Here is a 21383-nt window from a genome sequence, read left to right as displayed (position 1 = left end):
AGGTCGGCGATGCGTCCGGCCGCCAGGTCACCGTTCTGCGTGTCCAGCGGTGCCTTGGTTTCTGCTGGGCCGGCAGCATGCCGCGTACTCGCGATCGTCAGCCCACGTAAGAGTCCCAGCCGAGTTTGATCGCGACCGCCACCCCGCACGCCGCGGCCACATACCGCAGGCTCTGGCCGGGCATCCGACGGACGATCTTCGGTCCGAGCCACCCGCCGAGCAGGAACCCGGCCGCCAGCGGCACCGCCGCCCCCCAGTCCACCGGCCCGAACAACGCGAACCCCAGCCCGGCCACGGCGTTCGCCAGCCCGGACAGCATGTTCTTCGCCGCGTTCAGCCGGGCCGGTGACTGGTCGAGAAAGCCCGCCAGCACCGCGAACATCAGGATCCCGCCCGCCGCCCCGAAATACCCCACATAGATCGACACGACGAACAGCGCCACCCGCAGCAACAGCCCGTGCTCACCGCCCGGCCTGACGGTCGGCCGCCGGACCAGCAGCAGTGAGGCGCCCGCGATCAACCACGGAGCGATCAGCTCGAACGCCCGCGCCGGAGTCACCAGCAGCAGCAACGCGCCCGTCGCCCCGCCGAGCGCGGTCACCCAGCCCAGCCGCAGCACCCGGCCGCCCTGCCCCGCCAGCTCCGGCCGCGACCCGACCGCCGCGCCCACACTGGTGAACATCAGCGCGACGGTGTTCGTGACGTTCGCGGTCAGCGGCGGCAGGCCGAACGCCAGCAGCGCCGGGTAGGAGACGATCGACGCCAGGCTCACCACCGTACTGACCACACCGGCGGCTACACCTGCCCCGAGCAGGCCGAGCACCTCACCGACGATCACCCGACCATGCTAGGCCGTGCCCGTTTTGTCATGACGAGCCGGGTATGCACGGGACGGTCAGGACGCCGTTCCGCCGTCGCCCAGCCCGAGCAGGTCGACCGACCGCTTGCGCATCTCCACCTTGCGGATCTTCCCGGTGACGGTCATCGGGAAGGCGTCCGCGACGTGGACGTACCGCGGGATCTTGAAGTGCGACAGCCGCCCCGCGCAGAACTCCCTGACCGCCCCGGCCGTCAGCGGCTCGGCGCCCTCCCGCATGATGACCCAGGCCATCAGCTCCTCGCCGTACTTCTCGTCGGGCACTCCGATCACCTGTACGTCCGCGATGTCCGGATGCCGGTACAGGAACTCCTCGACCTCTCGCGGGTAGACGTTCTCCCCGCCGCGGATGACCATGTCCTTGATCCGCCCGACCACGTTGACGTAGCTCTCGTCGTCCATGGTGGCCAGGTCACCGGTGTGCATCCAGCGGGCGGCGTCGATGGCCTCGGCGGTCTTGTCCGGCTCGTCCCAGTAGCCGAGCATGACCGAATATCCGCGCGTACACAGCTCACCTGGCTCGCCGCGCGCCACGGTCAGCCCGGTCTCCGGGTGCACGATCTTCACCTCGACGTGCGGCAGCACCCGGCCGACGGTCTCGGTCCTGCGGGCCAGGTCGTCGTCGGACCTGGTCATCGTGGACACCGGGGACGTCTCGGTCATGCCGTAGCAGATGGCGACCTCGCGCATGTTCATCTCGCTGACGACGCGCTTCATCACCTCGACCGGGCAGGGCGACCCGGCCATGATGCCGGTCCGGAGCGTGCTCAGGTCGTACCCCTTCGCCACCGCCAGCTCGGCGATGAACATGGTCGGCACGCCGTACAGCGAGGTGCATCTCTCGTCCTGTACGGCCCGCAGCGTCGCCTCGGGCTCGAAGCTCGGCGCGGGGATCACCACGCAGGCCCCGTGCGAGGTGGCGCCGAGGTTGCCCATGACCATGCCGAAGCAGTGGTAGAACGGCACCGGCAGGCAGACCCGGTCGGCCTCGGTGTAGTGGATCAGCTCCCCGACGAAATAGCCGTTGTTGAGGATGTTGTGGTGCGACAGGGTCGCGCCTTTGGGGAAGCCGGTGGTGCCGGAGGTGTACTGGATGTTGATCGGGTCGTCGCACGACAACTCCGACATACGGGCCCGCAGCCGCTCGTCCGCGACGGTCTCGGCCAGGAGCGCGTCCCAGCCCGGATCGTCCAGGTAGATGGCGTTCGCGAAGCCGATCTCCTCGACCATCGCGCGATAGTCGCTGGTCTTGTGCGTCTGGGCGCTGATCAGCAGCCGCATGCCCGACTGCTTGACGACGTACTCCAGCTCGTGGCTCCGGTACGCCGGGTTGACGTTGACCAGGATCGCGCCGATCTTCGCCGTGGCGTACTGCACGAGCACCCACTCGGCGCGGTTGGGCGCCCAGATGCCCACCCGGTCGCCCTTCGCGATGCCCTTGGCCAGCAGGGCGAGCGCGAGGCGGTTCACGTCGGCGTCGAGCTCGGCGTAGGTCCATCGGCGTCCGGCGGGTACGTCGACCAGGGCCTCCCGGTCGCCGAAGGCCGCCACGGTCCGTTCGAGGTTCTCGCCGATGGTCTCGCCCAGGAGGGGAGTGGGTGCGGTGGCGCTGGAGTACGACTGCATGTCCACAGTGTCGGTCTCCTCCCGTCGTACGCACCAGACCCACCCGCGCACCACCACGGCGGCGGTCACGTCGCCGTCGCCGTGGTGGTGCGGCGCTTACCGGTTCAGGTGGAGCGGGTTCAGCACCTGCGCAGGCCGTACTTGCTGGGGTCGGCGTCGAAGCCGCTCGGTGTGTGCACCACGGAGGCCGGCACATACCCGAAGGCACCGAACCTGTCGCCGACGGTTCCGTACCAGGTGGTGTTGCCCCCTGGATGGAGCTCTCCCCGCGTCCAGCAGGTGAACCAGCTCTGCGTGGTGTCGAGGAAGTCCACGGCGTCGACGGGCCGGGGCTCGTGGAACACGGGGAGTCCGCCCTCGTCGTTGGTGCAGTGCAACCTGCCGTCGTGCGGGTCGACCCCGCAGGCCGCGGCGGAGGCGGCGGGCGAGGCCAGCCCGAACAGCGCGAGTGCCGTGGTGGCGATGGTCGTGGCGATGACCTGACGCTTGTTCATCTGTGTGTCTCCTTCAGTGTTGTTCTCTTGGGGGAGGTTGTTCTCTTGGGGGAGGTTGTTCTCTTGGGGGAGGTTGTTCTCTTGGAGGGTCCGGACCTCGGCGGCGTCACGGGCCGATGAGGTCGTAGTCGGCCAAGGTGCACTCGCGCAGGCCCGGCGCGGGGTCATGGGCGGTGGCCACATGGACGGCGGGCAGGAAGCCCCAGCCGCGGTAGGGCGGCACCGCCTTGTCGCCCGCGGCGAGGTACCAGATGTTGTTGCCGCCGGCGTGCGGGCCGCCCTCGACCCAGCACTGGAACCAGCTGAAGCCGCTCGTCAGTACGCCGGTCTCCGCGGTCTGGTAGGAGGCGTCGTAGGACAGAGTGACGTTCGGGGTGTTTCCGCAGTAGAGCTTGCCGTCGCTCCGGACCCCGCACTCCGCGGCCGCCGCCAGGGCCGGGGTGGCGGCGGCCCCCGGGAGGGCACCGAACAGGGCCGCGGTCAGGAGGGCGTTGGCCGTGACATTGCGGATCATCATGATGGTGGTCTGCCTTTCTGCTCCGTCAGGTGCGGCGGGTTCGCCGCGTTGAGAGCCAGCGAAGCCGCACCCCCGAGGTGTCCAACAGGAGCTCGGACGGACTCGGACGGAATCGAGCCACCCGATGGCCAGGCCCGGACGGCAGGTCGCCGCCGCCGCCATCCCTCGGACACGCTGGGTAAGCGCTCGTACACTTTGCGGTACGGAGGAGCTGAAGACCGGGAGGGCGGGGGTTCGAGGCGATGAGCGAGGGTGGCGAGGAGTCCCGGGTCGTCAGGCAGGTGTCCCGATCCGGGGTGGAGTCGGTGACCTGCCACGAGGATCTGGTGAGGTTGCTGGCCGAGCAGTTCGCGCGGGCCGATACGTCACTGCGGGAGCTGCAGCTGCGGGCGGACAAGGCGGGCGGGACCCGGCTGCCACGGGCGACCTGTGCGGACATGCTGGCTGGGCGGCGCTTCCCCAAGAAGGCGTTGATGATGGCCTTCCTGCGGGCGTGCCGGGTGGCCGAGCATCAGCTCCCGGCGTGGGAAAGGGCATGGGAGCGGGTACGAGTCGCCCGGCTGCCCGCCGGGACGGAGCCGGATCGCAACTCCGGCGGCGCGATGCCCGCCCGCCGGACAGCCGGGCCGGACGAGGCGGGACCCGACAAGGCAGGACCGGCTCCTGTCCCCCGCCGAAGCTGGCGCCAAGCCGCCGTGTCGGCCGCGTTGGCCGCACTGGCGACCGCGGGCGCCCTGAGCGTCATCTTCGATCAGCGGGGAGCGTCACAAGGCATCGCGTCCGACGGTTCCGGCGGTCCTGTGGGTCCCGGCCGCATCGTCAGCGATGACGGCCGTGCGTTCAGCACCGGCGGATCGAGCCGGTTCACCGCGACCGTCGATCCCGCCAACAGCGGAGTGCGGCTGATCCGCCGCCTGGACGCGGGCGTCGCCCGGCAGTACGCCACCATCACCGTCAATGGGAATCCGGCCGGGTCGTGGCGGCGGCTGCCCGGCGACAGCACCTACAAATGGCGGGAGCAGATCGTCGAAATCCCACGAACGCTGACCGCGGGTTGCCGCTCTCTCACCATCGTCAACACGTTCGTGTCCTCCTCCCTGGGCTACAACGAGTTCCTCTATGTCATCGAGCAGAAGATCAACGGGGCCTGGTCGATCGCCGACACGGTCGACATCGGCCCTGACCACACCGCCAGCGAAGCCGCGCACGATTATCACATCGTCGCCGAGGGCTGGGCTGATACCCAGACATTCACCTATCCACCGCGCGAGGAGGATTGGCGAGTCGAGTGAAGTCCGGGTTATCGGAGGGCATCGGTGATGGCGAGGGCGGTGGTGCGCCAGATCGGGGCATGCGGGTCGATCACCGCGAAGTGGTCGCCGGACATTTCCAGATATGTCACGTCATCTCCGGCATCCCGGGCGGCCCTGGCGTAGCGGCGCGCGAAGTCCACCAGGTCCAGCTCGTCCCCGGACCCTTGGACGATCAGCTGGCGGACCTGCAACGGCAACCTGAGCAGTGGACTCGCCCCGCCGTACACCTGCTCCACCTCGCCCGGACCACGAACGTCACCACCACCGGAGCCCGTACCGACTCCGAGGTCAGAGCCGGTACCGACGTGGAGGTCGGAGCCGGAGGCTGCGCCGAGGGCGCCGGCGACCGCGCCGGAGCCGAGCCAGCGCCTGTCGCCCTCGACGAGGTCGAGCATCCCCGCCAGCGAGACGACCAGCGAAACCCGCGCCCCGTCGGCCACCGCGCGGAAGGCCAGCTGCGCCCCCGCGGAGTGACCGACGACGGCGACCCGGTCGAGGTCGATCGGCGCGTCCACGGTCGCCAGCGCGGCCAGCCCAGCGGCCACATCGGCGGTGGTCGCCTGCCATCCATGCAGGTCGGGACGCCGGTATTCCAGGTTCCACACGGCGAGCCCCCGGCCGGCGAGGTCCAGGCAGAGCGCGTCCATGAGATCGGCCGCCCAGTTCGACCGCCAGTTCCCGCCATGAAGGAGCACCACGACAGCCGGCCCGTCCCCGTCTGCCTGCTGGACGTCCGCGCCGGAGGACCTGGGCAGTAACCCCTCGGGAAGGTACAGCTCACCCCACTGATCGCGATGCGCCCCGTACGCGATCCGCGTCCGCGGATGTCGCAGACGGTGTACGGCATGCCGAATCGCCCAGATCAACCCCTCGACACCACGCCCGTGAACGTGCGTGGCCCCCTCCCCCACCTCAGCCCCATCCACCCGGGCGAGATCCAGCCACACGAGAGGCCCGAGGCACTGCCCCATGAGCCGTCGCACCTCGTCCACCGGCCCCGGAACCACCACGACGGCCGCGGCGGACAACTCACCGTCGCCGCCCGTCGTACACGCCATGACTTCGGCCGCGTCACGAGCGTGCACGAGCGAGCCAGAGACCCCGAGGGCGGCGAACTCGCGTTCGGCGGTCTCGCTGAGCAACGCGGCGTCGGCGACCAGCCCTGGGCCGACGACCACCAGGACATCCCTCACGATTCCCGACACTACAGAACCTGTCGCCACTGGTCCTCTATTCGACCGCGCATCGTCGGGATGGGAATGCAGGGCGATACGCCCCGATTCCAGGGGGAGGCCGTCGACGACGGCACCCATGGGATGATGCCGGAGTGGCGCGTTTTGAGCCGTTCGTGGAGGAACTGCTTGACTTCCTGCTGACGCGGCTGGATGAGGCCGGGTTCGAGCGACTCGTCGTCCATGAGCCCCGGCGAATGTGTGCCCCATACATCTTCTCGGGCGGCGGCCGGGTGGAGCAGCGAGGAATGTGGTTCACGGGGTGCCGCGCCTGCTCGCAGATCCCCCGAGGAGGGTTCGGCAGTGACATCAACGTCGAAGAATGGCCGTGCCTGCATGTTCGGTCCCTGACGCTGCAGTTCGCCGACGACCCGAACTACGGTGACAGTGACACCCCCGGGAGCCGACGGGCATAGGTTGGGGCATGTGCGGGTAAACCAGCTTCACCCCTGGCCGACGAGCACCGCGGAGGCGGAGGCGATCCAGGAGCGCCTCCGGCCTCACGTCGAGCTGACCGGCCCGACCTCGTTCACGTTGGTGGCGGGACTTGACGTGCACTACCACGGCGAGGACGAGGTAGCCGCCGCCGTGGTGGTGCTCTCCACAACCGCCGCCACGGACGACCCCACACAGGGCGTGGCGGGCGAGCTCGTGGTGGTCGAGCGAGTGGTGGTTCGTGGCAAGGCGCGGTTTCCGTACGTGCCGGGGCTCTTCGCCTTTCGGGAGTTGCCCGCGCTGGTGGAGGCGCTCGAACAGCTCACTGTCACCCCTGACCTGCTGGTCTGCGACGGGTACGGCCTGGCGCATCCGCGCGGGTTCGGCCTGGCCTGCCACCTGGGCGTGCTCACCGGGCTGCCCGCGATCGGCGTGGGCAAGACCCACTTCGTCGGCGCCCACGACGCCCCGGACCCCGCTCGGGGCGCATGGACGCCGATCGAGCTGGACGGCTCGACCGTGGGCCGCGCCCTGCGTACGCAGTCGAACGTCAAGCCGGTGTACGTGTCCCAGGGCCACCGCATCACCCTCGACACGGCCTGCGCCGAGGTCCTGCGGCTCTCGCCGTACCACCGCCTGCCGGAGCCCATCCGCAAGGCCGACCACCTGGCCAGACACGGCGACCTGTAGCCGACGATCCCCCGTGACCGACTCAGCGGCGCCAAGCCCAGACCAGCAGCCACACGCTCAGCCCGAAGACCGCCATCCCGAGCGGCACGTGCACGGTCAGCACACCCGCCCCGCCCACCGCCGACTGCACGAACCCGAGCAGCAGAATCGCCAGCCCGACCAGCGCGGGCCAGCCCGCCCCACGCCCCGGCCGCCACACCAGCACGGCCGCGACGACCTGCACCAGCCCCAGCACGTGTACGGCCAACGCCCCCATACCGTGCGACCCCGCCGACGCCCCGCTGAGCAACTGGCCGGCCGTCACGGCCTGGAAGAGCACCGCCAGCGCGTTCAATGCGACAATGATCTTGAAGGCGGTCAGATATCCGCTCCCCTTGGCGGCCTGAGTTACCACTCGCTTCTCCTTTGACCTCGTGAGGTCTCAAGGATCTTGCCGTCACGACAGCGCGGCATCCGACGCCCGTCGTCATCCTCTGTACGCCAGGAGGCGTACAGCTTCACTAACGACCTGGCCCGGCCGATGCGGATGCCGGATCACGCCGGGGCTCCTCGTACCGCTGCCCGGGGCTCGTTACCCAACCGACTCTTGATCAACTTGGCGGCGGCTCGTTAGTGTTGGGCGCTTCCGCCCCCAGGAGTGCCCTCATGCGCCGCCACCGTTTCGGCCGGATCGCGGCCGCTCTCGCCATGGTCTACCTGGCCACCGTGGTCGCCCTCGCCGTCGTCGCACAGGCCACCGGCGACGTCACCCCCCTCTGGGCGGTCGTCGCGGACCGGAGTGGCTTCGCGACCGACGACCTCCAACCGTGGTGGGGGCTCGTGATCCTTTTGGTCCTGATCGGGGCGGTGCAGGGCTGGGCGTGCTGCCGCTCTACCCCGACAGCTTGTTCGTCAAGGACGGCGCGCTCGTCTCCACCGGCATCTCCCCGCTGTGGTACGGCCTCGCGCTCACCGCGTCCGCCCTCATCCTGACGTTCCTGTACGCCGCCCCGCCCGCCCATCGCAGCCGACGCCACGTGCTCGTGGCGGGCATCGCCTCGGCCGCGGCGCTCTGCCTTCTCCCCACGGCGGACCAGGCCCGCGGGCCCGCCACCACGGCCAAGGAGTGCGATCCGCCCCCGCTCTGGGAACAGGAACGACCGGAGCCGCCCCCCAAGCTGACCGCCGAGCAGCAGTTCGTCTGCGCCCTCCGTAAGGAGGGCACCGGCCTGGCGCGGTTCGCCGCCACCACGCCCGACCAGGTCGTGCTCGCCTACGGACGCCGACTGTGCGACCTCCACACGCGTAACGACCCGCACGAGCCGGCCCGCTGGAAGATCGACCGCCGCGCCCTGACGTACCCGCTCGCCGGCATCTGCCCCAGCGCCGCCGCCGTCGTCAACGCCGAGCGCGCCAAGCAGGACCGGGAGATCGCGGAGATGCGGGCGGAGGCCCAGCGCATGTGCGACGCGACGCCCCGCCACCATCCGCGCATCAAGCCGGCCACGGCCATCCGGATCAAAGAGCCCCAGATGACCGACTACGGCGTCCTGGAGACGTACGAAGGCGAGGAGGAGGGCCCGAACCTGGAGCCCGGCAACGGGCTGGTCTCCTCCGGACCCGGCACCCTGGCCGTCATCACGAGCCCCGACTTCGACCTCTGCGTCACCGTCGAGACCTACCCGCGCCGCCCACCTGTGGAGACCAAGGGCTGGGACACGGTCGTCGAGGTCGGCTACCACAGCCCCTCGGGAGAGATCGTGCTCTCGGACGGCCTCAGCGGCACGGAGCTGCCCGACCTGTCGCTCAACGGCCGCGCGGGCCACTACCGGATCCGTGTGCACTACGCCTGGTTCCCCTGGAACGGCGAAGATCAGGGCGGCCAGCGATTGCTGATCATGGCGTACCCGGCTCCTGGCGACAAGGAGGTCGTCTACCGCAAGCGAACAGCGACTGATCGGCCCGCACCCGCGAAACCCTCCGGCGCTGCCCACTGAGAACCGACCGATGAGCCGCCACCCCACAAGGCCACATCATCGTCTGCTTCGACCGTGACATCGCCGTACTCACCGCAACCCGATCGAGCTGGCCATGGCAGGCCGCCCCGGGGCCCGCAGGTCTCCGAGGACCTTCAGTTCCGGGGATCGAAACACCCTCTCAACCCGCGCCGAAGCACACGAACGTGGAGAGCGGTGCCGTGGCCGACGCGGTGGCCAAGGCGGCGGCCGGTGACAGGCCGAGTGTGAGGTGCCGGTGGTAGGCCGCCATGATCTCGATGGCCGTCTCGTCGGGCACCTTGGCCACGCTGGAGACGACGGTCGGCGTACCCATGTAGAGCAGGGCCGCGGTGAACCCGAGCAGTTCGTCGCCCGGCCGTACCACCAGCCGGCCGATGTCGCAGGCGGACAGGACGACGTGCCGCGGCGCGGTACGCAGGCGCTGGACGTCGTGCGCCATGAGCGGTCCGTCGCTCAGGACGAGGCGGGAGAACAGGACGTTCTCCCGCTCGTGGTGCCCGTGGGCGGCCAGGTGGGCGATGGAGGCGCCGTCCAGCGCCTCCAGGGTGGCCGCGACGGTCGCGGCGGAGCCGGTGAGCCGGCGGGCCTTCGGGTACAGGGCGGCGAGGTGCTCGATCTCGGGCTTCACGGCCGTGAGGTTGGGGCCCGCGACCAGGAGCGGCGGCTCGCCGTCGGCGACGCCGGCCAGACGGGCCCGCTGGGCGGTGGCCCAGACCTGTGCGGAAGGGGCCGCGACCACGGGTTTGCCGACGAGGCCGGGCAGCGCTCCCCACGGGATCGCCGACAGGTCCATGGTCGGGACGACGACGATCCCGCTCGCCCCGGCGAGCGACGGCAACAGGGGTGCGAGGAGTCCGTCGGCGATGGTGCCGAGTTGCCGCCGTAGCGACGCCTCGATCACCAACGCCAGGGCCGGTCGGAGGTTGCGCCCGGCGCGGGCGTTGAGGTCGCCGGTCAGCCGCCGTACGGCCTCGGCGAGCGGCTCGTACGCCCCGAGCTCCAGGAGGCGGCACCTCCCGGCACCGAGGACGAGGGCCAGCAGCCTGCCCCGGACGTTCAGCAGGCTCACCAGCGCGAGACCAGCGGCGGCCAGCTCGGCCTCGACCACGGCCGTCGAGGCTTGGGCCAGGCTCTCGCGTGCCCCGGGAAGCTGCCAGCCGCGTTCTCTGATGAGGCGTTCCAGCTCCAGGCAGCGCCTGCGGATCTCCGGGTCGCGGCGGGCCGCCGCCTCGCCCGCGTGCAGTCGCTGGGCGAGATGCCGCAGCTCGGCCAGCGCCTCGGCCGTCGGCTCGTCATGCTGGGGGCGGATCGGCGGGAAGCGGAACGCCTGCGCCCGGCAGCGTTCCGACCACTCGAACACCAGCCGGGCCGAACCGTTCGCCAACGCCGCCGCCAGGCCCGCGGCCGCCAGGTCGGACCCCAGCGCGGTGACGCCCGTCTGCATGTCCAGGCTGCCCAGCCGGCCGCGGTGCTCGTGGACCAGCGCCAGCCCCGAGCGGACCCGCCGCAGCGCCTGGCCGCGCAGCCCCCGCGCACTGGCCAGCTCGGCCTCGGCCAGCCGCCGCATCAGCCGCACCTCCAGCGGCGCGACGCGCGAGCTGAGCCGCTTGGCTGGTGGTACGGCGAGCGAGTCGGCCCTGGGTCGCACCGCTGGAGGTACAGCCGGATGCGCGGATGCAGGTGGGGCTGGAGGTGCGGCTGAGGGTGCGGCTGGAGGTGCGGCGTGGCTCGCGAGAGAGTCCGCCTCGGTGAGGTTCCCGGCGGCGACCAGCGCCCGGATCGCCAGCAAGGTCGCCATCTCGCTCTCGTCCCGCAGACCGAGCTCCGCACACCGCGCCGCCAGCTCCCTGGCCTTGCGCGCGATCGCCCCCGGCCTGACGCCCTGGTCGAGCGCACCGCGCGCCCCCGGCCTGACGCTCTGGTCAGGCACATCGCCCGCCTCGGGGCTGGCGGCCTGGTCGAGCGTGCCGCTCGGTTCGGGGCGAGGCGGTTCGGGGCGGAGCGGTTCGGGGCGGGGCGGGGCGGCGAATTCCGCGCGCAGGCGCATCAGCTCCGCCCGCAGCGCCCAGGCCGGGCTGCGTCTGCGGCGGAAGCGGGCCTCCGCGTGCCGGGCCCACGTGCGGGCCTCCGTGAAGCGCCCGGCGTGCAGCGCCGCCTGCGCGCGGGCCAGCTCGGCCTCGGCGTAGTCCTGCATCAGCCGCTGCTTGCGAAACCCGTCGAGCGCTCCGTCGAGGGTACGGCCGGCCTCGTCGGCGAGACCGGCCGCCAGCAGCGCCCTGGCCTGGTCCAGCGCGAGCACGGGCAGGAACCCTGGGTTGACGCGGCGATAGGCGCGTTCGACCTCGCCGAACACCGCCAGAGCCGTCGGGATGTCACCCAGGAGCAGGTCGCAGTAGCCGTCGTTGTGCAGCGCCTTGGCCTCGATGACCTCGTGGCCGTGCGACTTGGCGAGCTCGGCGCTGCGGCGCGCGTCGGCGCGGGCCAGGCGGACCTTTCCGGTCATGAGGTGGATGACCGAACGATTGAGCAGCACCCTGGCCAGCTCCACGCTGCGAGCGAGCCGCGGCACGGCGAGGTCGAGCTGTTCGAGCGCCTCGGCGGTACGGCCGGTACGCAGGTACATCAGCCCGCGCTGGCCGTGCACGATCGCCAACTCGGCGGGCGGCGCCCAGCGTTGCGCCTCGTCGAGCAGCTCCGTACCGCGGGCGGAGTGGCCCTGCTCGGCCTCGGCATGGGCAAGGCTGGTCAGGAGCCGGGCGAGCAGCGCCGCCCGCTCCGGATCCGCGCTCTCAGGGGGTCCGCCGGTCTCCCAGCGCAGCAGCGCCAAGCCCTGCCGCAGCCGCCGCGCGGCCAACCCCGGGTGGCCATCGTCGGTCGCGGCGACGGCCAGTTCGTGCAACCGGGCCGCCCGGTCGTGAATCTTCTCCGGGCTCTCAGCCGCGACCTCGTTCGCGGGACCTGTAGGACCTCCGGGACTCCCGGGACCAGCGGTACTCGCGGAACTCGCGGGATCTGCGGGACCCGGCGCGGGGTCTGCGGGACTCACGGAACGTGCGGGCTTCACAGGACGTGCGGGCTTCACGGGACGCACCGGCCGCTCACAGGACTATGGAGGGGGTCACCGCCAGTATCGCGCCCACCCCCGGAACGTCCACCGCCAGCCGTACGACGAGTTGGGCCAGCCCTCGGATCACCTCGTCCATGACGAACCTTCCCTGGTCGTCGGCCCTGACCAGGACCGGTCCCTCGGAGGTACGCAGCTCGACCAGGTGGTCGCCGGGTGGGGCGAGCCAGCCGTCCAGTCGTACCAGGCGCTGGGTCTGGACGCTGACGCTGATCATGATCGTGAGGTCGTCGCCCTCGAAGGTGATCGTCCGGCTCTCCTCACCGCCGCGCACGCCCGCCCGCAGCCCCACCTCCTCGCTCAGCCGCAGGATCTCGGCGTCGGCCGTCTCCAGGTCCAGGGCGAACTGGACCCGTTCGACCAGCGTCTCGGGCACGGGGTCGAGCACCGAGAACATCTTCCTGATCTCGTCGAGAATGGACTCGTCTGTGGGGTCCAGGTCATCGGGAGGGATCATGACACGCTCCAGCCACGGTCCTCGGCCAGCAGGCGGCGCAGCTTGGCCAGGCAGCGGCCACGCGTGGGGCCGATGCTGCCCTTCGGCATGCCCAGCGTGACGGCCACGGTTTCGTAGTTCGGGCGGCGGGCGAACGCGACAAGCCGCAGCAGATCACGGCAGGACTCCGACAGCCGCTCCATGGCGTTCCAGAGCGCCTGGTGCCGTTCGTTCCGCAGGACGAGGTCCTCTGGGAGGGTGTCGGTGTCCGGTACGTCGTCGAACGCGCCGGGGCTCACCGGCCGGGCGTCGCGCTGCGTCGCCTGGACCCGCCACGACTCGCGGGTCGCGGTCGTGACGAGCCATTCGATCAGGGCCCGGGGGGCGGTGATGGACTTCAGGTGGTGCAGCAGTCTCAGCCAGGTCGTCTGGATGACGTCCTCGGCGGCCTCCCGGTCCAGGCCCTGACGCCTGACCACCTGCCACAGCAGCGGTGTGAGGTCGGCGGCGATCAGGTTCAGGGCGTCACGCCGGCCGTCTCTGGCCTCCTGGAGCAGGCCGGCCAGTCGATCGCGCCGATCGGCGCGATCGGCGGACCCAAGCTCCGGCCTCGGACCGGGCTCCGGTCTCGGACCGGGCTCCGGCCTCAGGTCGGCGGCCATCACACCGGTGTGATCGTCGGGGCGTCGCCGTTCCTGAGCCTGGCGACCACGGCGTGCGCGCGTTTGAGTGCCACCTGCTGGTCGCTGTTCGCCAGGTCGACGTCCTCGTAGTCCTGGATCATCATCTGCATGATCGTGGCTCCCAGTACGGGCGCCGCGAACGACGAGCCGCTCCAGGTGGCGAACTGGCTCTGATGGTTGTCGCCGTCGAAGGAGGCCCGGCCGGTCAGTTCGAGTGAGGCGGTCCGGGCACCCTTGACGCCGGGCGGGAAGGTGCTGACGAGTACCGCGCCCGACACGTGCCACCGAATCGCCTCGTGCTCGTTGCTGAAGATCGCGATCGTCCCGTCGGGGTTCTGGGCGCCCACTCCCAGCATCGGCGCGAGGTCGGGATCGTTCTCGCCGTCGAGGGCGCCCGCGGCGGGCCAGAACGCGCGGCTCGACGCGTAGTTGCCCGCGGACGCGACGATGATGACCCCGCGCCGCCGGAGCTGGGTGAGCTTGGCCAGCAGCGGCGGCGTGTGGAGCGCGTCGTCGGCCGTCTCGTGCGTGTACCCGAGCGACAAGGACACCACGTCGTAGAAGGCGCCCCCCGCGATCTCGTCCAGCAGGTGGTCCAGGGCGGCGTGCAGCGCCTCCTCGGGCACCACGCCGTCGGCCTGCATGATCCTGATCATGAGCACCCGCGAGTCCGGGGCCACCTGGCACACCAGTCCGGCTTCCATGAGGCCGTGGCCGGTGTGCGTGTTCAGGGTGCCGAGCAGGGGGTTCGGCGGGTCGGCGTCCTCCTCGTACCCGATGAGCTCGGTGCCTGGGTTCGGCTGGCTCGCCTCGACGGCATCCTGTACGCGCTGCTGCGCCGCGTCGCTGACGGACAGGAACGCGTCGGGGTCCGTCACCGGCCGGAACCAGGCGTGCCGCTGCTTCGGCAGCCCGGTGTCGGGGATGACCATCACCGGACGGCGGCCGCCGATGTTCGCGGCGGGTCTGCGGGACGGTGGGCCGCCCACGACGTTCACCGGGGTTCTGGCGTAGCCGGCCGTGGGCGTGGCGTAGGCGCCGCCGGGCATCCCGTGCCCGCTCGTGGCGGGTTCGCCGCCGATGTCCAGGGCCGCGCCCACGCCGACGAACGCCGACCCGGCGAGCAGGTGGTCCAGCGCGATCCCGGACAGGAGCTCCTTGACGTCCACCTGCTCCGCTTGCCCCACCTGCTCCGTCTGCCCCGTCGGCTCTATCTGCCCCGTCGGCTCCGTCTGCTTCGGCTGCCCCGTCGGCCCCGGCTGCTGCGGCGTGTCGGGGAAGTCCCGCAGCGCGCGGCGTAGCGTCCGCAGTGCCCGCCAGGCGTCGACCACCACATCCGTCGCGCCGGGAGCGACCTTGAGCACGACGGGATGCCAGCTCGGCGCCCCGTCACCGTCACCACCGCGGGAGCCGGAGCCGGAGCGGTAGCGGTCTCGCAGGCCGGAGACCTCGATCGTGAGCTGGATCGTCGCGAGCGTGTCGGTGATCCACGCGAGCCCCGCGTCGGAGTCGAGCACCTGGACGGGGATCAGCAGCACGTCCGAGCGGTAGACGGTCGAGTCGGGACGGCTCTCGCCGGCGTCGAGCTCGACCGTCGCCGGATCCAGGACCTTCGCTCCGTAGCGATCCAGCAGCACCTGGGGGAAGACCAGGTCACGCGACGGCAGCCCGCACCCCTCCCCCCGTGGGGCGTACGGCTCGCTCTGGTAGTCGATGGTCAGCATCCGGTGGCCTCCGTCTCAGCCGCGTATGAAGCGTATGGAGAAGAGGAGCCACCGTCCGCCGCGGTGATACAACGTGCGGCGTAACAACCGGGTCACAAGACGTACAGGCGTTCCAGGACCGCGGCCACCCCATGGTCGTCGTTGGACAGCGTGCGCCGCTCGACGGCCGCCATCACCATGTGGTGCGCGTTGGCCATCGCGTACCCCGCCCCGGCGAAGGCGAGCACCGCGAGATCGTTGGGCATGTCGCCGAACGCCACCACCTCGGCCGCGTTCACCCCCCGCTCCTCGCACAGCCGGGCCAGCGTGCCGGCCTTCGTCACCCCGGGGGCGCTGATCTCCAGCAGGCCCCTGCCGCCCGAGTGCGTCACCTCGGCCTGGCCCTCGACGGCCGCGACGGCGGCGGTGAACATCTCGTCCACCGCGTGCGTCGCCGACCAGGCCAGCAGCTTGACGACCGGCTCACCCTCCTCGCAGGCGTCCGTGACCTCGCGGGTGAAGGGCAGGTCCGGGAGGATGCGCCTGGTGTAGGCGGGTTCGACCAGGATGTGGCGGCCGGTCTCCACCGCGAAGGCGACACCGGGCAGGGCCTCGCGCAGCGTGTTCATCAGCTTTCTCGCGGCGGCGAGGTCGAGCGCGTACGTACTGGTGATCTCGCGGGTGTCCAGGTCGTAGACGATGCCCCCGTTGCTGCAGACCGCGGTGCCGGTGACGTCCGCCATCGCGGCGATCGGGTCCACGCCGCGTGGCGGCCGGGCGGTGACGAACACGATGTCCGCTCCGGCGTCGCGGGCACGCCCCAGGGCGCGGCGGGTACGCGGGGACACGGAGCCGGTGGAGTCGAGGAGGGTGCCGTCAAGGTCTGTTGCCACGATGCGGGGTGGGATCACCTCCCCATTAAATCCGGTGCGGCTGAGAACCTCTTTGAGGTATATGTCAGCGTTAGGGAGGAATTCATGCCGGGCAGTCCCAGGCGTACCACGCTGGCCACCGTCGCCGCCTCGGCCGGCGTATCCGTGGCCACCGTGTCCAAGGTGCTCAACGGCCGCCGCGAAGTCGCTCCTGACACCCGTTCGCTGGTGCAGTCCCTGCTGCGGGAGCACGGCTACGTCCCGCGCTCGTCGCACCGGGACCGGACTGAGGGGTCGGCCACGGTCGAGATGTGGGTGGACGAAATGTGCGCCTACTCCACCGAGATCATCAAGGGCACGATCGACGCCGGCGCCGAGGCGGGCGTGGCGGTCGTCGTCAGCGGCACGAAAAGCATGGGCGGCGGCACCTCCTGGGCTCGCGACCTGGTCGCCGCCGGCCGACGGGCGATGATCACTCTTACCAACGGGCCGACCAAGGCCCAGCTCGCCGCGCTGTCGCGCGTACGCTTACCGGTGGTCGTCATAGACCCCCTGAACCTGCCGGACGCCCCCGTGAGCAGCGTCGGCTGCACCAACTTCGCCGGCGGCCTGTCCGCCACGCAGCATCTGCTGAACCTCGGCCACCGCCGCATCGCCTACCTCGGCGGACCCGCGACCGCGGCCGTCAACCAGGCGCGCATGCAGGGCTTCCGCGCTGCCATGGAGGCCGCGGGCGTGGCCGTACCTCCCGAATATGTCCGTACTACGGGCTTCTGCTATCCCCACGGGCTGCAAGAAGGGGCCGCCGTGCTCGACCTGCGGCCCGCGCCGACCGCCATCTTCGCCGCCGGCGATGAGAGCGCCCTCGGCGCCATCCAGGCCGCGAGGGCCCGTGGCCTGCGGGTCCCCGAGGACCTCAGCGTCGTCGGCTTCGACGACACCGAGATCGCGACCATGACCTCGCCGCGGCTGACCACCGTACGCCAGCCGCTGCGCGAGATGGGCGCCGTCGCCCTGCGCACCGCCCTGCGCCTGGCCGCGGGCGAGAGGATCGACTCCCGCCACGTCGAACTCGCCACCGAACTCGTCATACGCGACTCCACGGTCGCCGCCTGATCTCTCAGAGACGCCCGCTCAGAGGCGCATTTCCGACGGCATCGTCGTGGTCGCGTTGAGCAGTTCCACGCCGAGCAGCTCGCCCGACTCCGCGTAGTCGAGCACGACATCCTCCGACAGAGTCTGCCGAACCGCCTCCCCTGGCACTATTTCGTGCTTCATCGCGATATAAGCGACGTCGTGCTCCTTCTCCCACCGGACGTACACCGTGTGCTCGCGTCCGTCGGCGGGCTCCTCGTCCCAGCTCAGCAACCCCTCCTTGGCCTCATGCGAGCCGGCGAGCGCGGCCCGCACCATGGTCATGGCGAGTTCGAGCGCCTGAAGCGAGTCGACGCCGGTGACCTTGCGATCGTGCTCCCACCCGGCGAGCCCGTCGATCCGGTAAGGGCACGACCACTCCCCCGTCGGCTCCTCGATCGGCAGCCCGATCGTGACGACGACCTCGCGTAGCGGCTCGGTGCGCAGCGTCAGCGTGCGGTGGGCGATCTCGTACATGTCAGCTGATCTACCCCGGAGGCGAACTCTGGAAGACTGGAGGCGAGAAGAGGCAGCCCATACCGCCATGGTCGAAAACCTTTCCCGCATCAGACCGGCGCCGTTAGTCTGCGTACGTCGCGAGGGGAGTCCAGTGGTGAATGAGTCGTTCGGGACACGGTTGCGGTCCAGGCTCGACAAGTACGGCCCACTCTGCGTAGGCATCGACCCCAGCCCCGCGCTGCTCGACGCGTGGGGGCTCGACGACTCCCCGGCCGGGCTGGAGCGGTTCAGCCGTACCGTGGTCGACGCGATCGGCGACGTGGCGGCGGTGGTCAAACCGCAGTCCGCGTTCTACGAGCGCTGGGGCAGCCGGGGCATCGCCGTGCTGGAGAGCGTCATCGCCGACCTGCGTGAGGCGGGCACGGTGGTGATCCTCGACGTCAAGCGGGGTGACATCGGCAGCACGATGGCCGCCTACGCCGAGGCGTACCTCGACCGGGGCAGCCCGCTCGCGGTCGACGCCGTGACGCTCAGCCCCTACCTGGGGTTCGGTTCGCTGGAGGGCGCGATCACCTCGGCCATCGCCAACGACGCCGGCGTCTTCGTCCTGGCGCGCACCTCCAACCCGGAGGCCGTCGCGCTGCAGACGGCGGTCGCGGGCGAGATCTTCGCGGGCGCCGCGGCGGCGAACGCGGGCCGCGCCCCGCTGGGCCCGGTCGGCGTCGTGATCGGCGCCACCCTCCCGTCGCTGGAGCATCCGCTGGACCAGCTCAACGGCCCCATCCTGGCACCGGGCCTGGGCGCGCAGGGCGCCGCTCCGGCCGACCTGGCCCGGCTGTTCGGTCCGGTACGGCAGGCGGTCGTGCCGTCGGTGTCACGGGCCGTGCTCGCCGACCCGGAGCGGATCCGTGAGCTGGTGCAGCGCTACCGCGACGACTGCGCCCACCACCTGTCCTCCTGACGGGCTCGCTCCCGAACTAGGGACATCCCTAGGTTCCGTCCTGACGCGGCTCGTGCTCCGGCGTACTGATCATTGAGGTTCTGACGCGGTGACCTCAGCCCCGCAGGTCCTGGGCTGATCAGAACAGCCGGAGTCGAGGAGCCTTCATGCCCGCTTTCCCATACGCCGATGATCTCGCCGAAGAGCTGGCCTCGATGGCCGGGGAGGTGCCCGCCACGGTGAGCGTGCTGGGGCTCGCCGCGCCCGAGCAGAGCGCGGTCCAGCGCCGCCTGGAGGAGCTCGTCCTGGCCGTCGCCGGCCCGCGCGACGGCGCCTCCCTCGAGACGGTGACCCACCAGGATCGGACCACGGTGTGGCTGCCGGGCCGGTTGCGGGCCGTGGGGTTCCACGCGTCGGGTTCGATGACCGTGCATCTGGACATGCCGCCGTCCGAGGACCTCTTCGAGAACGACCCCGGCGACGCGGAGCTGACCGGCATGCTGCGCGCCGCCGGGGACCAGATCGGGCTGCCGTCGCTCGTACCGGCTGAGGACGAGTTGCTGTTCGAGCGCCTCTGGCGGGTCAAGGCGGCCGGGGAGCGCCGGACCGAGCCCAGCCTGTGCCGGGCGCTCGGCTCGTTCCGGCATTACGTACGTGATCTTCCGGTGTACGGCCGGGCGTCGTCCACCGTGGAGCTGGGCGCGAGCGGTGGCGTGACGTCGCTGAGCGTGTCGACCCGCCGCTTCGCCGGCGACGGGGGTGGCGCGAGGGTCGCCGAGCCCGAGGTGCGGACGCCGGCCCAGGCGGCGCGGGAGGTCGCGGCCCGGGTGGCGGAGTCCTTCGCCGGTATGGAGGACACCCGGCTGACGCCGCAGTGGTTCCGTTTCGGCTATCTGAGCCTGGGTCGCAGGCGGCCGCAGACGCTGCTCACGCCGTTCTACATCGCCAGCATCAGGGTCCAGAGCGAGACCGAGGTCTCCGCGCACGTGACCGCGGTGCCGGGCTGTGCGGGACGGTTCTCCCCGACCCTGAACCTGGTCCCCAAGCCGCGCCGCGTGGCCTGAACAGGTCATACCGTCCGCGCGACTTGAGCGGTCGTACGGCCTTGCGTGGCCTATGTGGGTCGAGCCGCCCGGTTGACCGCGGCGAGCAGGGCGCGGACGGAGGCGGTCAGCACGGAGGTGTCGCGGCCCGCTCCCCACCGGACCGTCTCCCCCACGCGCGCCTCCACGTAGGCGACGGCCTGGCTGTCCTGGCCCGGCCCGGTGGCGTGCTGCGCGTAGTGGAGGATGTCGACCCCGCCCAGCGCGCCGGCCAGCGCCGACAGCGGGCCGTTGCCGGTCCCCCGCAGCTCGCCGCCGCCGTCGCTCCGGGTGCCGGTGAACTCGTGAACCCCCGGCCCGGTCTCGGCGGTGCTCCAGTCGGCGAGCACGTACGGCCCGTCGTCCGCCGGATCCAGGTAGGCGGCCTGGAAGAGCCGCCACAGCTCCTCGGCCGTCATCTCGGCGCCGCTGCCGTCGGTGGCCCGCTGGACGACCGCCGAGAAGTCGATCTGCAGCCGTCGCGGCAGGTCGAGCCCCTGGTGGGTGCTGAGCAGGTAGGCGATGCCGCCCTTGCCCGACTGGCTGTTGACGCGGATCACGGCCTGGTAGTCGCGGCCCACGTCGGCGGGGTCGATCGGCAGGTACGGCACCTCCCAGGGCGCCTGCTCCACGGGCACGCCCAGCTCGGCGGCCCGTTTGGCGTGGTGGGCCAGGCCCTTGCCGATGGCGTCCTGGTGAGTGCCGGAGAAGGCGGTGTAGACCAGGTCACCGGCGTACGGGTGGCGGTCGGGGACGGGCAGCCGGTTGCAGTGCTCGACCGTACGGCGGATCGCGTCGATGTCGGACAGGTCCAGCATCGGGTCCACGCCCTGCGAGTGCAGGTTGAGCGCGAGCGTGACCAGGTCGACGTTGCCGGTGCGCTCGCCGTTGCCGAACAGGCAGCCCTCGACCCGCTGCGCCCCGGCCAGCAGCGCCAGCTCCGCGCAGGCGACGCCGGTGCCGCGGTCGTTGTGCGGGTGCACCGAGAGGATCACCGAGTCGCGGCGGGCCAGGTGGCGGTGCATGTACTCGATCTGGTCGGCGTAGACGTTCGGGGTGGCGGTCTCGACCGTGGCGGGCAGGTTGTGGATGACCGGCCGGTCCGGGCTCGCCTCCCACAGGGCCGTCAGGTCGTCGCACACCTCGAGCACGTAGTCGGGCTCGGTGAGGTTGAACACCTCGGGCGAGAACTCGTACCTGATCGGCGGCCCGGGACGGGCGTCGGCCAGGCGGGCGACGTGCCCGGCCGCGTCCTTGATGAGGGCGCGCAACGCCTCCCGGTCGTGGCCGAGCACCACGTCGCGCCAGACGGGAGCGGTCGCCGTGTAGAGGTGGACGACGACGCGCGGCAGCCCCTCGACGGAGGCGAAGGTCCGCTCGATGAGGTCGCGCCTGGCGGCGGTGAACACGACGATCGTCACGTCCTCCGGCACCGCCCCCGGCCCCTTTTCCGACGCCGCCAGGTCGCGGACGAAGTCGAAGTCCGTCTGGCTGGCCGACGGGTAGCCGACCTCGATCTCCTTGAAGCCCATGGCCACCAGCAGCTCGAACATCCGCCGCTTACGCGCCGGGTCCATCGGCTCGGCCAGCGCCTGGTTGCCGTCGCGCAGGTCCACGGGCACCCAGAGCGGCGCCTGTTCGATGCGCCGCGCGGGCCAGCCGCGCTCGGTCAGCGGCACCTCGACGCGGCGGTGGGCGGGCTGGTAGCGGTGGTATGGCATGGCGCTGGGGCGTTGCGGGTTCCAGTCGTGCACGGGGTTTCCTTCCCG

The 21383-nt window shown here is 71.2% G+C and carries 20 protein-coding genes; 7 read left to right on the top strand and 13 right to left on the bottom strand.

The genetic code is table 11. From position 1 onward, the window contains the following. Window positions 1-97: 97 nt before the first annotated feature. The 4 genes from AB0B61_RS23155 to AB0B61_RS23140 all read right to left on the bottom strand — a co-directional run bounded on the left by AB0B61_RS23155 (window position 98) and on the right by AB0B61_RS23140 (window position 3514). On the bottom strand, window positions 98-838 hold the full coding sequence (locus AB0B61_RS23155) for a sulfite exporter TauE/SafE family protein (RefSeq protein ID WP_358435184.1): 741 nt from the start codon (window positions 836-838) through the stop codon (window positions 98-100). Window positions 839-895: 57 nt separating this feature from the next. Next, on the bottom strand, window positions 896-2503 hold the full coding sequence (locus AB0B61_RS23150; protein WP_358435599.1) for an AMP-binding protein: 1608 nt from the start codon (window positions 2501-2503) through the stop codon (window positions 896-898). A gap of 119 nt (window positions 2504-2622) precedes the next feature. Further along, a complete protein-coding gene (locus tag AB0B61_RS23145; protein WP_358435181.1) occupies window positions 2623-2997 on the bottom strand; it encodes a hypothetical protein in 375 nt (124 codons plus the stop codon). A gap of 106 nt (window positions 2998-3103) precedes the next feature. Further along, the gene (locus AB0B61_RS23140) at window positions 3104-3514 is read right to left on the bottom strand and encodes a hypothetical protein (protein WP_358435179.1); all 411 of its coding nucleotides are present in this window, start codon (window positions 3512-3514) and stop codon (window positions 3104-3106) included. Between the two features lie 242 nt (window positions 3515-3756). On the opposite strand from AB0B61_RS23140, the gene AB0B61_RS23135 reads away from it, so the two are divergent. Then, window positions 3757-4806: a hypothetical protein gene (locus tag AB0B61_RS23135; protein WP_358435177.1), complete on the top strand. Its 1050-nt coding sequence runs from the start codon at window positions 3757-3759 to the stop codon at window positions 4804-4806. An 8-nt stretch (window positions 4807-4814) separates the two neighbouring features. Here AB0B61_RS23135 and AB0B61_RS23130 read toward each other — a convergent pair whose 3' ends face one another. Further along, the gene (locus tag AB0B61_RS23130; RefSeq protein ID WP_358435174.1) at window positions 4815-6020 is read right to left on the bottom strand and encodes an alpha/beta hydrolase; all 1206 of its coding nucleotides are present in this window, start codon (window positions 6018-6020) and stop codon (window positions 4815-4817) included. Window positions 6021-6154: 134 nt separating this feature from the next. Between AB0B61_RS23130 and AB0B61_RS23125 the strand changes: the two genes are divergently transcribed. After that, entirely contained in the window at window positions 6155-6475 is a 321-nt protein-coding gene (locus tag AB0B61_RS23125; RefSeq protein ID WP_358435171.1) for a hypothetical protein, read from the top strand. 10 nt (window positions 6476-6485) lie between these two features. Continuing rightward, on the top strand, window positions 6486-7184 hold the full coding sequence (locus AB0B61_RS23120; protein ID WP_358435169.1) for an endonuclease V: 699 nt from the start codon (window positions 6486-6488) through the stop codon (window positions 7182-7184). Between the two features lie 22 nt (window positions 7185-7206). On the opposite strand, the gene AB0B61_RS23115 is transcribed toward AB0B61_RS23120, so the two are convergent. Further along, window positions 7207-7578 (bottom strand): hypothetical protein, encoded by a 372-nt coding sequence (locus tag AB0B61_RS23115; RefSeq protein WP_358435166.1) that lies wholly within the window; start codon window positions 7576-7578, stop codon window positions 7207-7209. Window positions 7579-8044: 466 nt separating this feature from the next. Here AB0B61_RS23115 and AB0B61_RS23110 point away from each other — a divergent pair, with 466 nt between their 5' ends. Then, on the top strand, window positions 8045-9160 hold the full coding sequence (locus tag AB0B61_RS23110; RefSeq protein WP_358435163.1) for a hypothetical protein: 1116 nt from the start codon (window positions 8045-8047) through the stop codon (window positions 9158-9160). A 160-nt stretch (window positions 9161-9320) separates the two neighbouring features. Here the strand turns inward: AB0B61_RS23110 and AB0B61_RS23105 are convergent, their stop codons facing one another. From AB0B61_RS23105 to AB0B61_RS23085, 5 genes are all read right to left on the bottom strand, one after another. Then, window positions 9321-12080 carry a CHAT domain-containing protein gene (locus tag AB0B61_RS23105; RefSeq protein WP_358435160.1) on the bottom strand — a complete coding sequence of 920 codons (2760 nt, stop codon included), beginning with the start codon at window positions 12078-12080 and terminating at the stop codon, window positions 9321-9323. A gap of 199 nt (window positions 12081-12279) precedes the next feature. Next, complete coding sequence (locus AB0B61_RS23100) at window positions 12280-12762, bottom strand: hypothetical protein (protein WP_358435157.1); 483 nt, start codon at window positions 12760-12762, stop codon at window positions 12280-12282. Continuing rightward, window positions 12759-13403, bottom strand: a complete 645-nt coding sequence (locus tag AB0B61_RS23095; RefSeq protein ID WP_358435155.1) for a sigma-70 family RNA polymerase sigma factor — start codon at window positions 13401-13403, stop codon at window positions 12759-12761. Before AB0B61_RS23095 ends, AB0B61_RS23100 begins: the two co-directional genes overlap by 4 nt. Then, window positions 13403-15148, bottom strand: coding sequence for a S8/S53 family peptidase (locus AB0B61_RS23090; protein ID WP_358435152.1), 1746 nt, complete (start codon window positions 15146-15148; stop codon window positions 13403-13405). The genes AB0B61_RS23095 and AB0B61_RS23090 overlap by 1 nt, the downstream gene beginning before the upstream one ends. A 92-nt stretch (window positions 15149-15240) precedes the next feature. Beyond that, window positions 15241-16038: an HAD-IIB family hydrolase gene (locus AB0B61_RS23085; RefSeq protein WP_358435150.1), complete on the bottom strand. Its 798-nt coding sequence runs from the start codon at window positions 16036-16038 to the stop codon at window positions 15241-15243. 66 nt (window positions 16039-16104) lie between these two features. On the opposite strand from AB0B61_RS23085, the gene AB0B61_RS23080 reads away from it, so the two are divergent. Next, window positions 16105-17115 (top strand): LacI family DNA-binding transcriptional regulator, encoded by a 1011-nt coding sequence (locus tag AB0B61_RS23080; protein ID WP_358435147.1) that lies wholly within the window; start codon window positions 16105-16107, stop codon window positions 17113-17115. Between the two features lie 18 nt (window positions 17116-17133). Here the strand turns inward: AB0B61_RS23080 and AB0B61_RS23075 are convergent, their stop codons facing one another. Next, complete coding sequence (locus AB0B61_RS23075) at window positions 17134-17610, bottom strand: DUF2283 domain-containing protein (RefSeq protein WP_358435145.1); 477 nt, start codon at window positions 17608-17610, stop codon at window positions 17134-17136. A 136-nt stretch (window positions 17611-17746) separates the two neighbouring features. Between AB0B61_RS23075 and pyrF the strand changes: the two genes are divergently transcribed. Next, window positions 17747-18553 (top strand): orotidine-5'-phosphate decarboxylase, encoded by an 807-nt coding sequence (gene pyrF, locus AB0B61_RS23070; RefSeq protein ID WP_358435142.1) that lies wholly within the window; start codon window positions 17747-17749, stop codon window positions 18551-18553. A 146-nt stretch (window positions 18554-18699) separates the two neighbouring features. Beyond that, on the top strand, window positions 18700-19596 hold the full coding sequence (locus AB0B61_RS23065; RefSeq protein ID WP_358435140.1) for a hypothetical protein: 897 nt from the start codon (window positions 18700-18702) through the stop codon (window positions 19594-19596). 50 nt (window positions 19597-19646) lie between these two features. On the opposite strand, the gene leuA is transcribed toward AB0B61_RS23065, so the two are convergent. Continuing rightward, a complete protein-coding gene (gene leuA, locus AB0B61_RS23060) occupies window positions 19647-21335 on the bottom strand; it encodes a 2-isopropylmalate synthase (protein WP_358435596.1) in 1689 nt (562 codons plus the stop codon). Window positions 21336-21383 lie beyond the last annotated feature (48 nt).

The organism is Nonomuraea sp. NPDC049158 (genome assembly GCF_040648335.1).
Classification (GTDB): domain Bacteria; phylum Actinomycetota; class Actinomycetes; order Streptosporangiales; family Streptosporangiaceae; genus Nonomuraea.
Note: the sequence above shows the minus strand (reverse complement) of the source record. Positions and strands in the feature narration are given on the sequence as shown.

What these genes read in the sequence shown, in the direction of transcription:
- AB0B61_RS23150 (WP_358435599.1), bottom strand. Translation starts at nt 2,503, where the DNA reads ATGCAGTCGTACTCCAGCGCCACCGCACCCACTCCCCTCCTGGGCGAG.
- AB0B61_RS23145 (WP_358435181.1), bottom strand. Translation starts at nt 2,997, where the DNA reads ATGAACAAGCGTCAGGTCATCGCCACGACCATCGCCACCACGGCACTC.
- AB0B61_RS23140 (WP_358435179.1), bottom strand. Translation starts at nt 3,514, where the DNA reads ATGATGATCCGCAATGTCACGGCCAACGCCCTCCTGACCGCGGCCCTG.
- AB0B61_RS23135 (WP_358435177.1), top strand. Translation starts at nt 3,757, where the DNA reads ATGAGCGAGGGTGGCGAGGAGTCCCGGGTCGTCAGGCAGGTGTCCCGA.
- AB0B61_RS23100 (WP_358435157.1), bottom strand. Translation starts at nt 12,762, where the DNA reads ATGATCCCTCCCGATGACCTGGACCCCACAGACGAGTCCATTCTCGAC.
- AB0B61_RS23095 (WP_358435155.1), bottom strand. Translation starts at nt 13,403, where the DNA reads ATGGCCGCCGACCTGAGGCCGGAGCCCGGTCCGAGACCGGAGCCCGGT.
- AB0B61_RS23090 (WP_358435152.1), bottom strand. Translation starts at nt 15,148, where the DNA reads ATGCTGACCATCGACTACCAGAGCGAGCCGTACGCCCCACGGGGGGAG.
- AB0B61_RS23080 (WP_358435147.1), top strand. Translation starts at nt 16,105, where the DNA reads ATGCCGGGCAGTCCCAGGCGTACCACGCTGGCCACCGTCGCCGCCTCG.
- AB0B61_RS23075 (WP_358435145.1), bottom strand. Translation starts at nt 17,610, where the DNA reads ATGTACGAGATCGCCCACCGCACGCTGACGCTGCGCACCGAGCCGCTA.
- AB0B61_RS23065 (WP_358435140.1), top strand. Translation starts at nt 18,700, where the DNA reads ATGCCCGCTTTCCCATACGCCGATGATCTCGCCGAAGAGCTGGCCTCG.
- leuA (WP_358435596.1), bottom strand. Translation starts at nt 21,335, where the DNA reads ATGCCATACCACCGCTACCAGCCCGCCCACCGCCGCGTCGAGGTGCCG.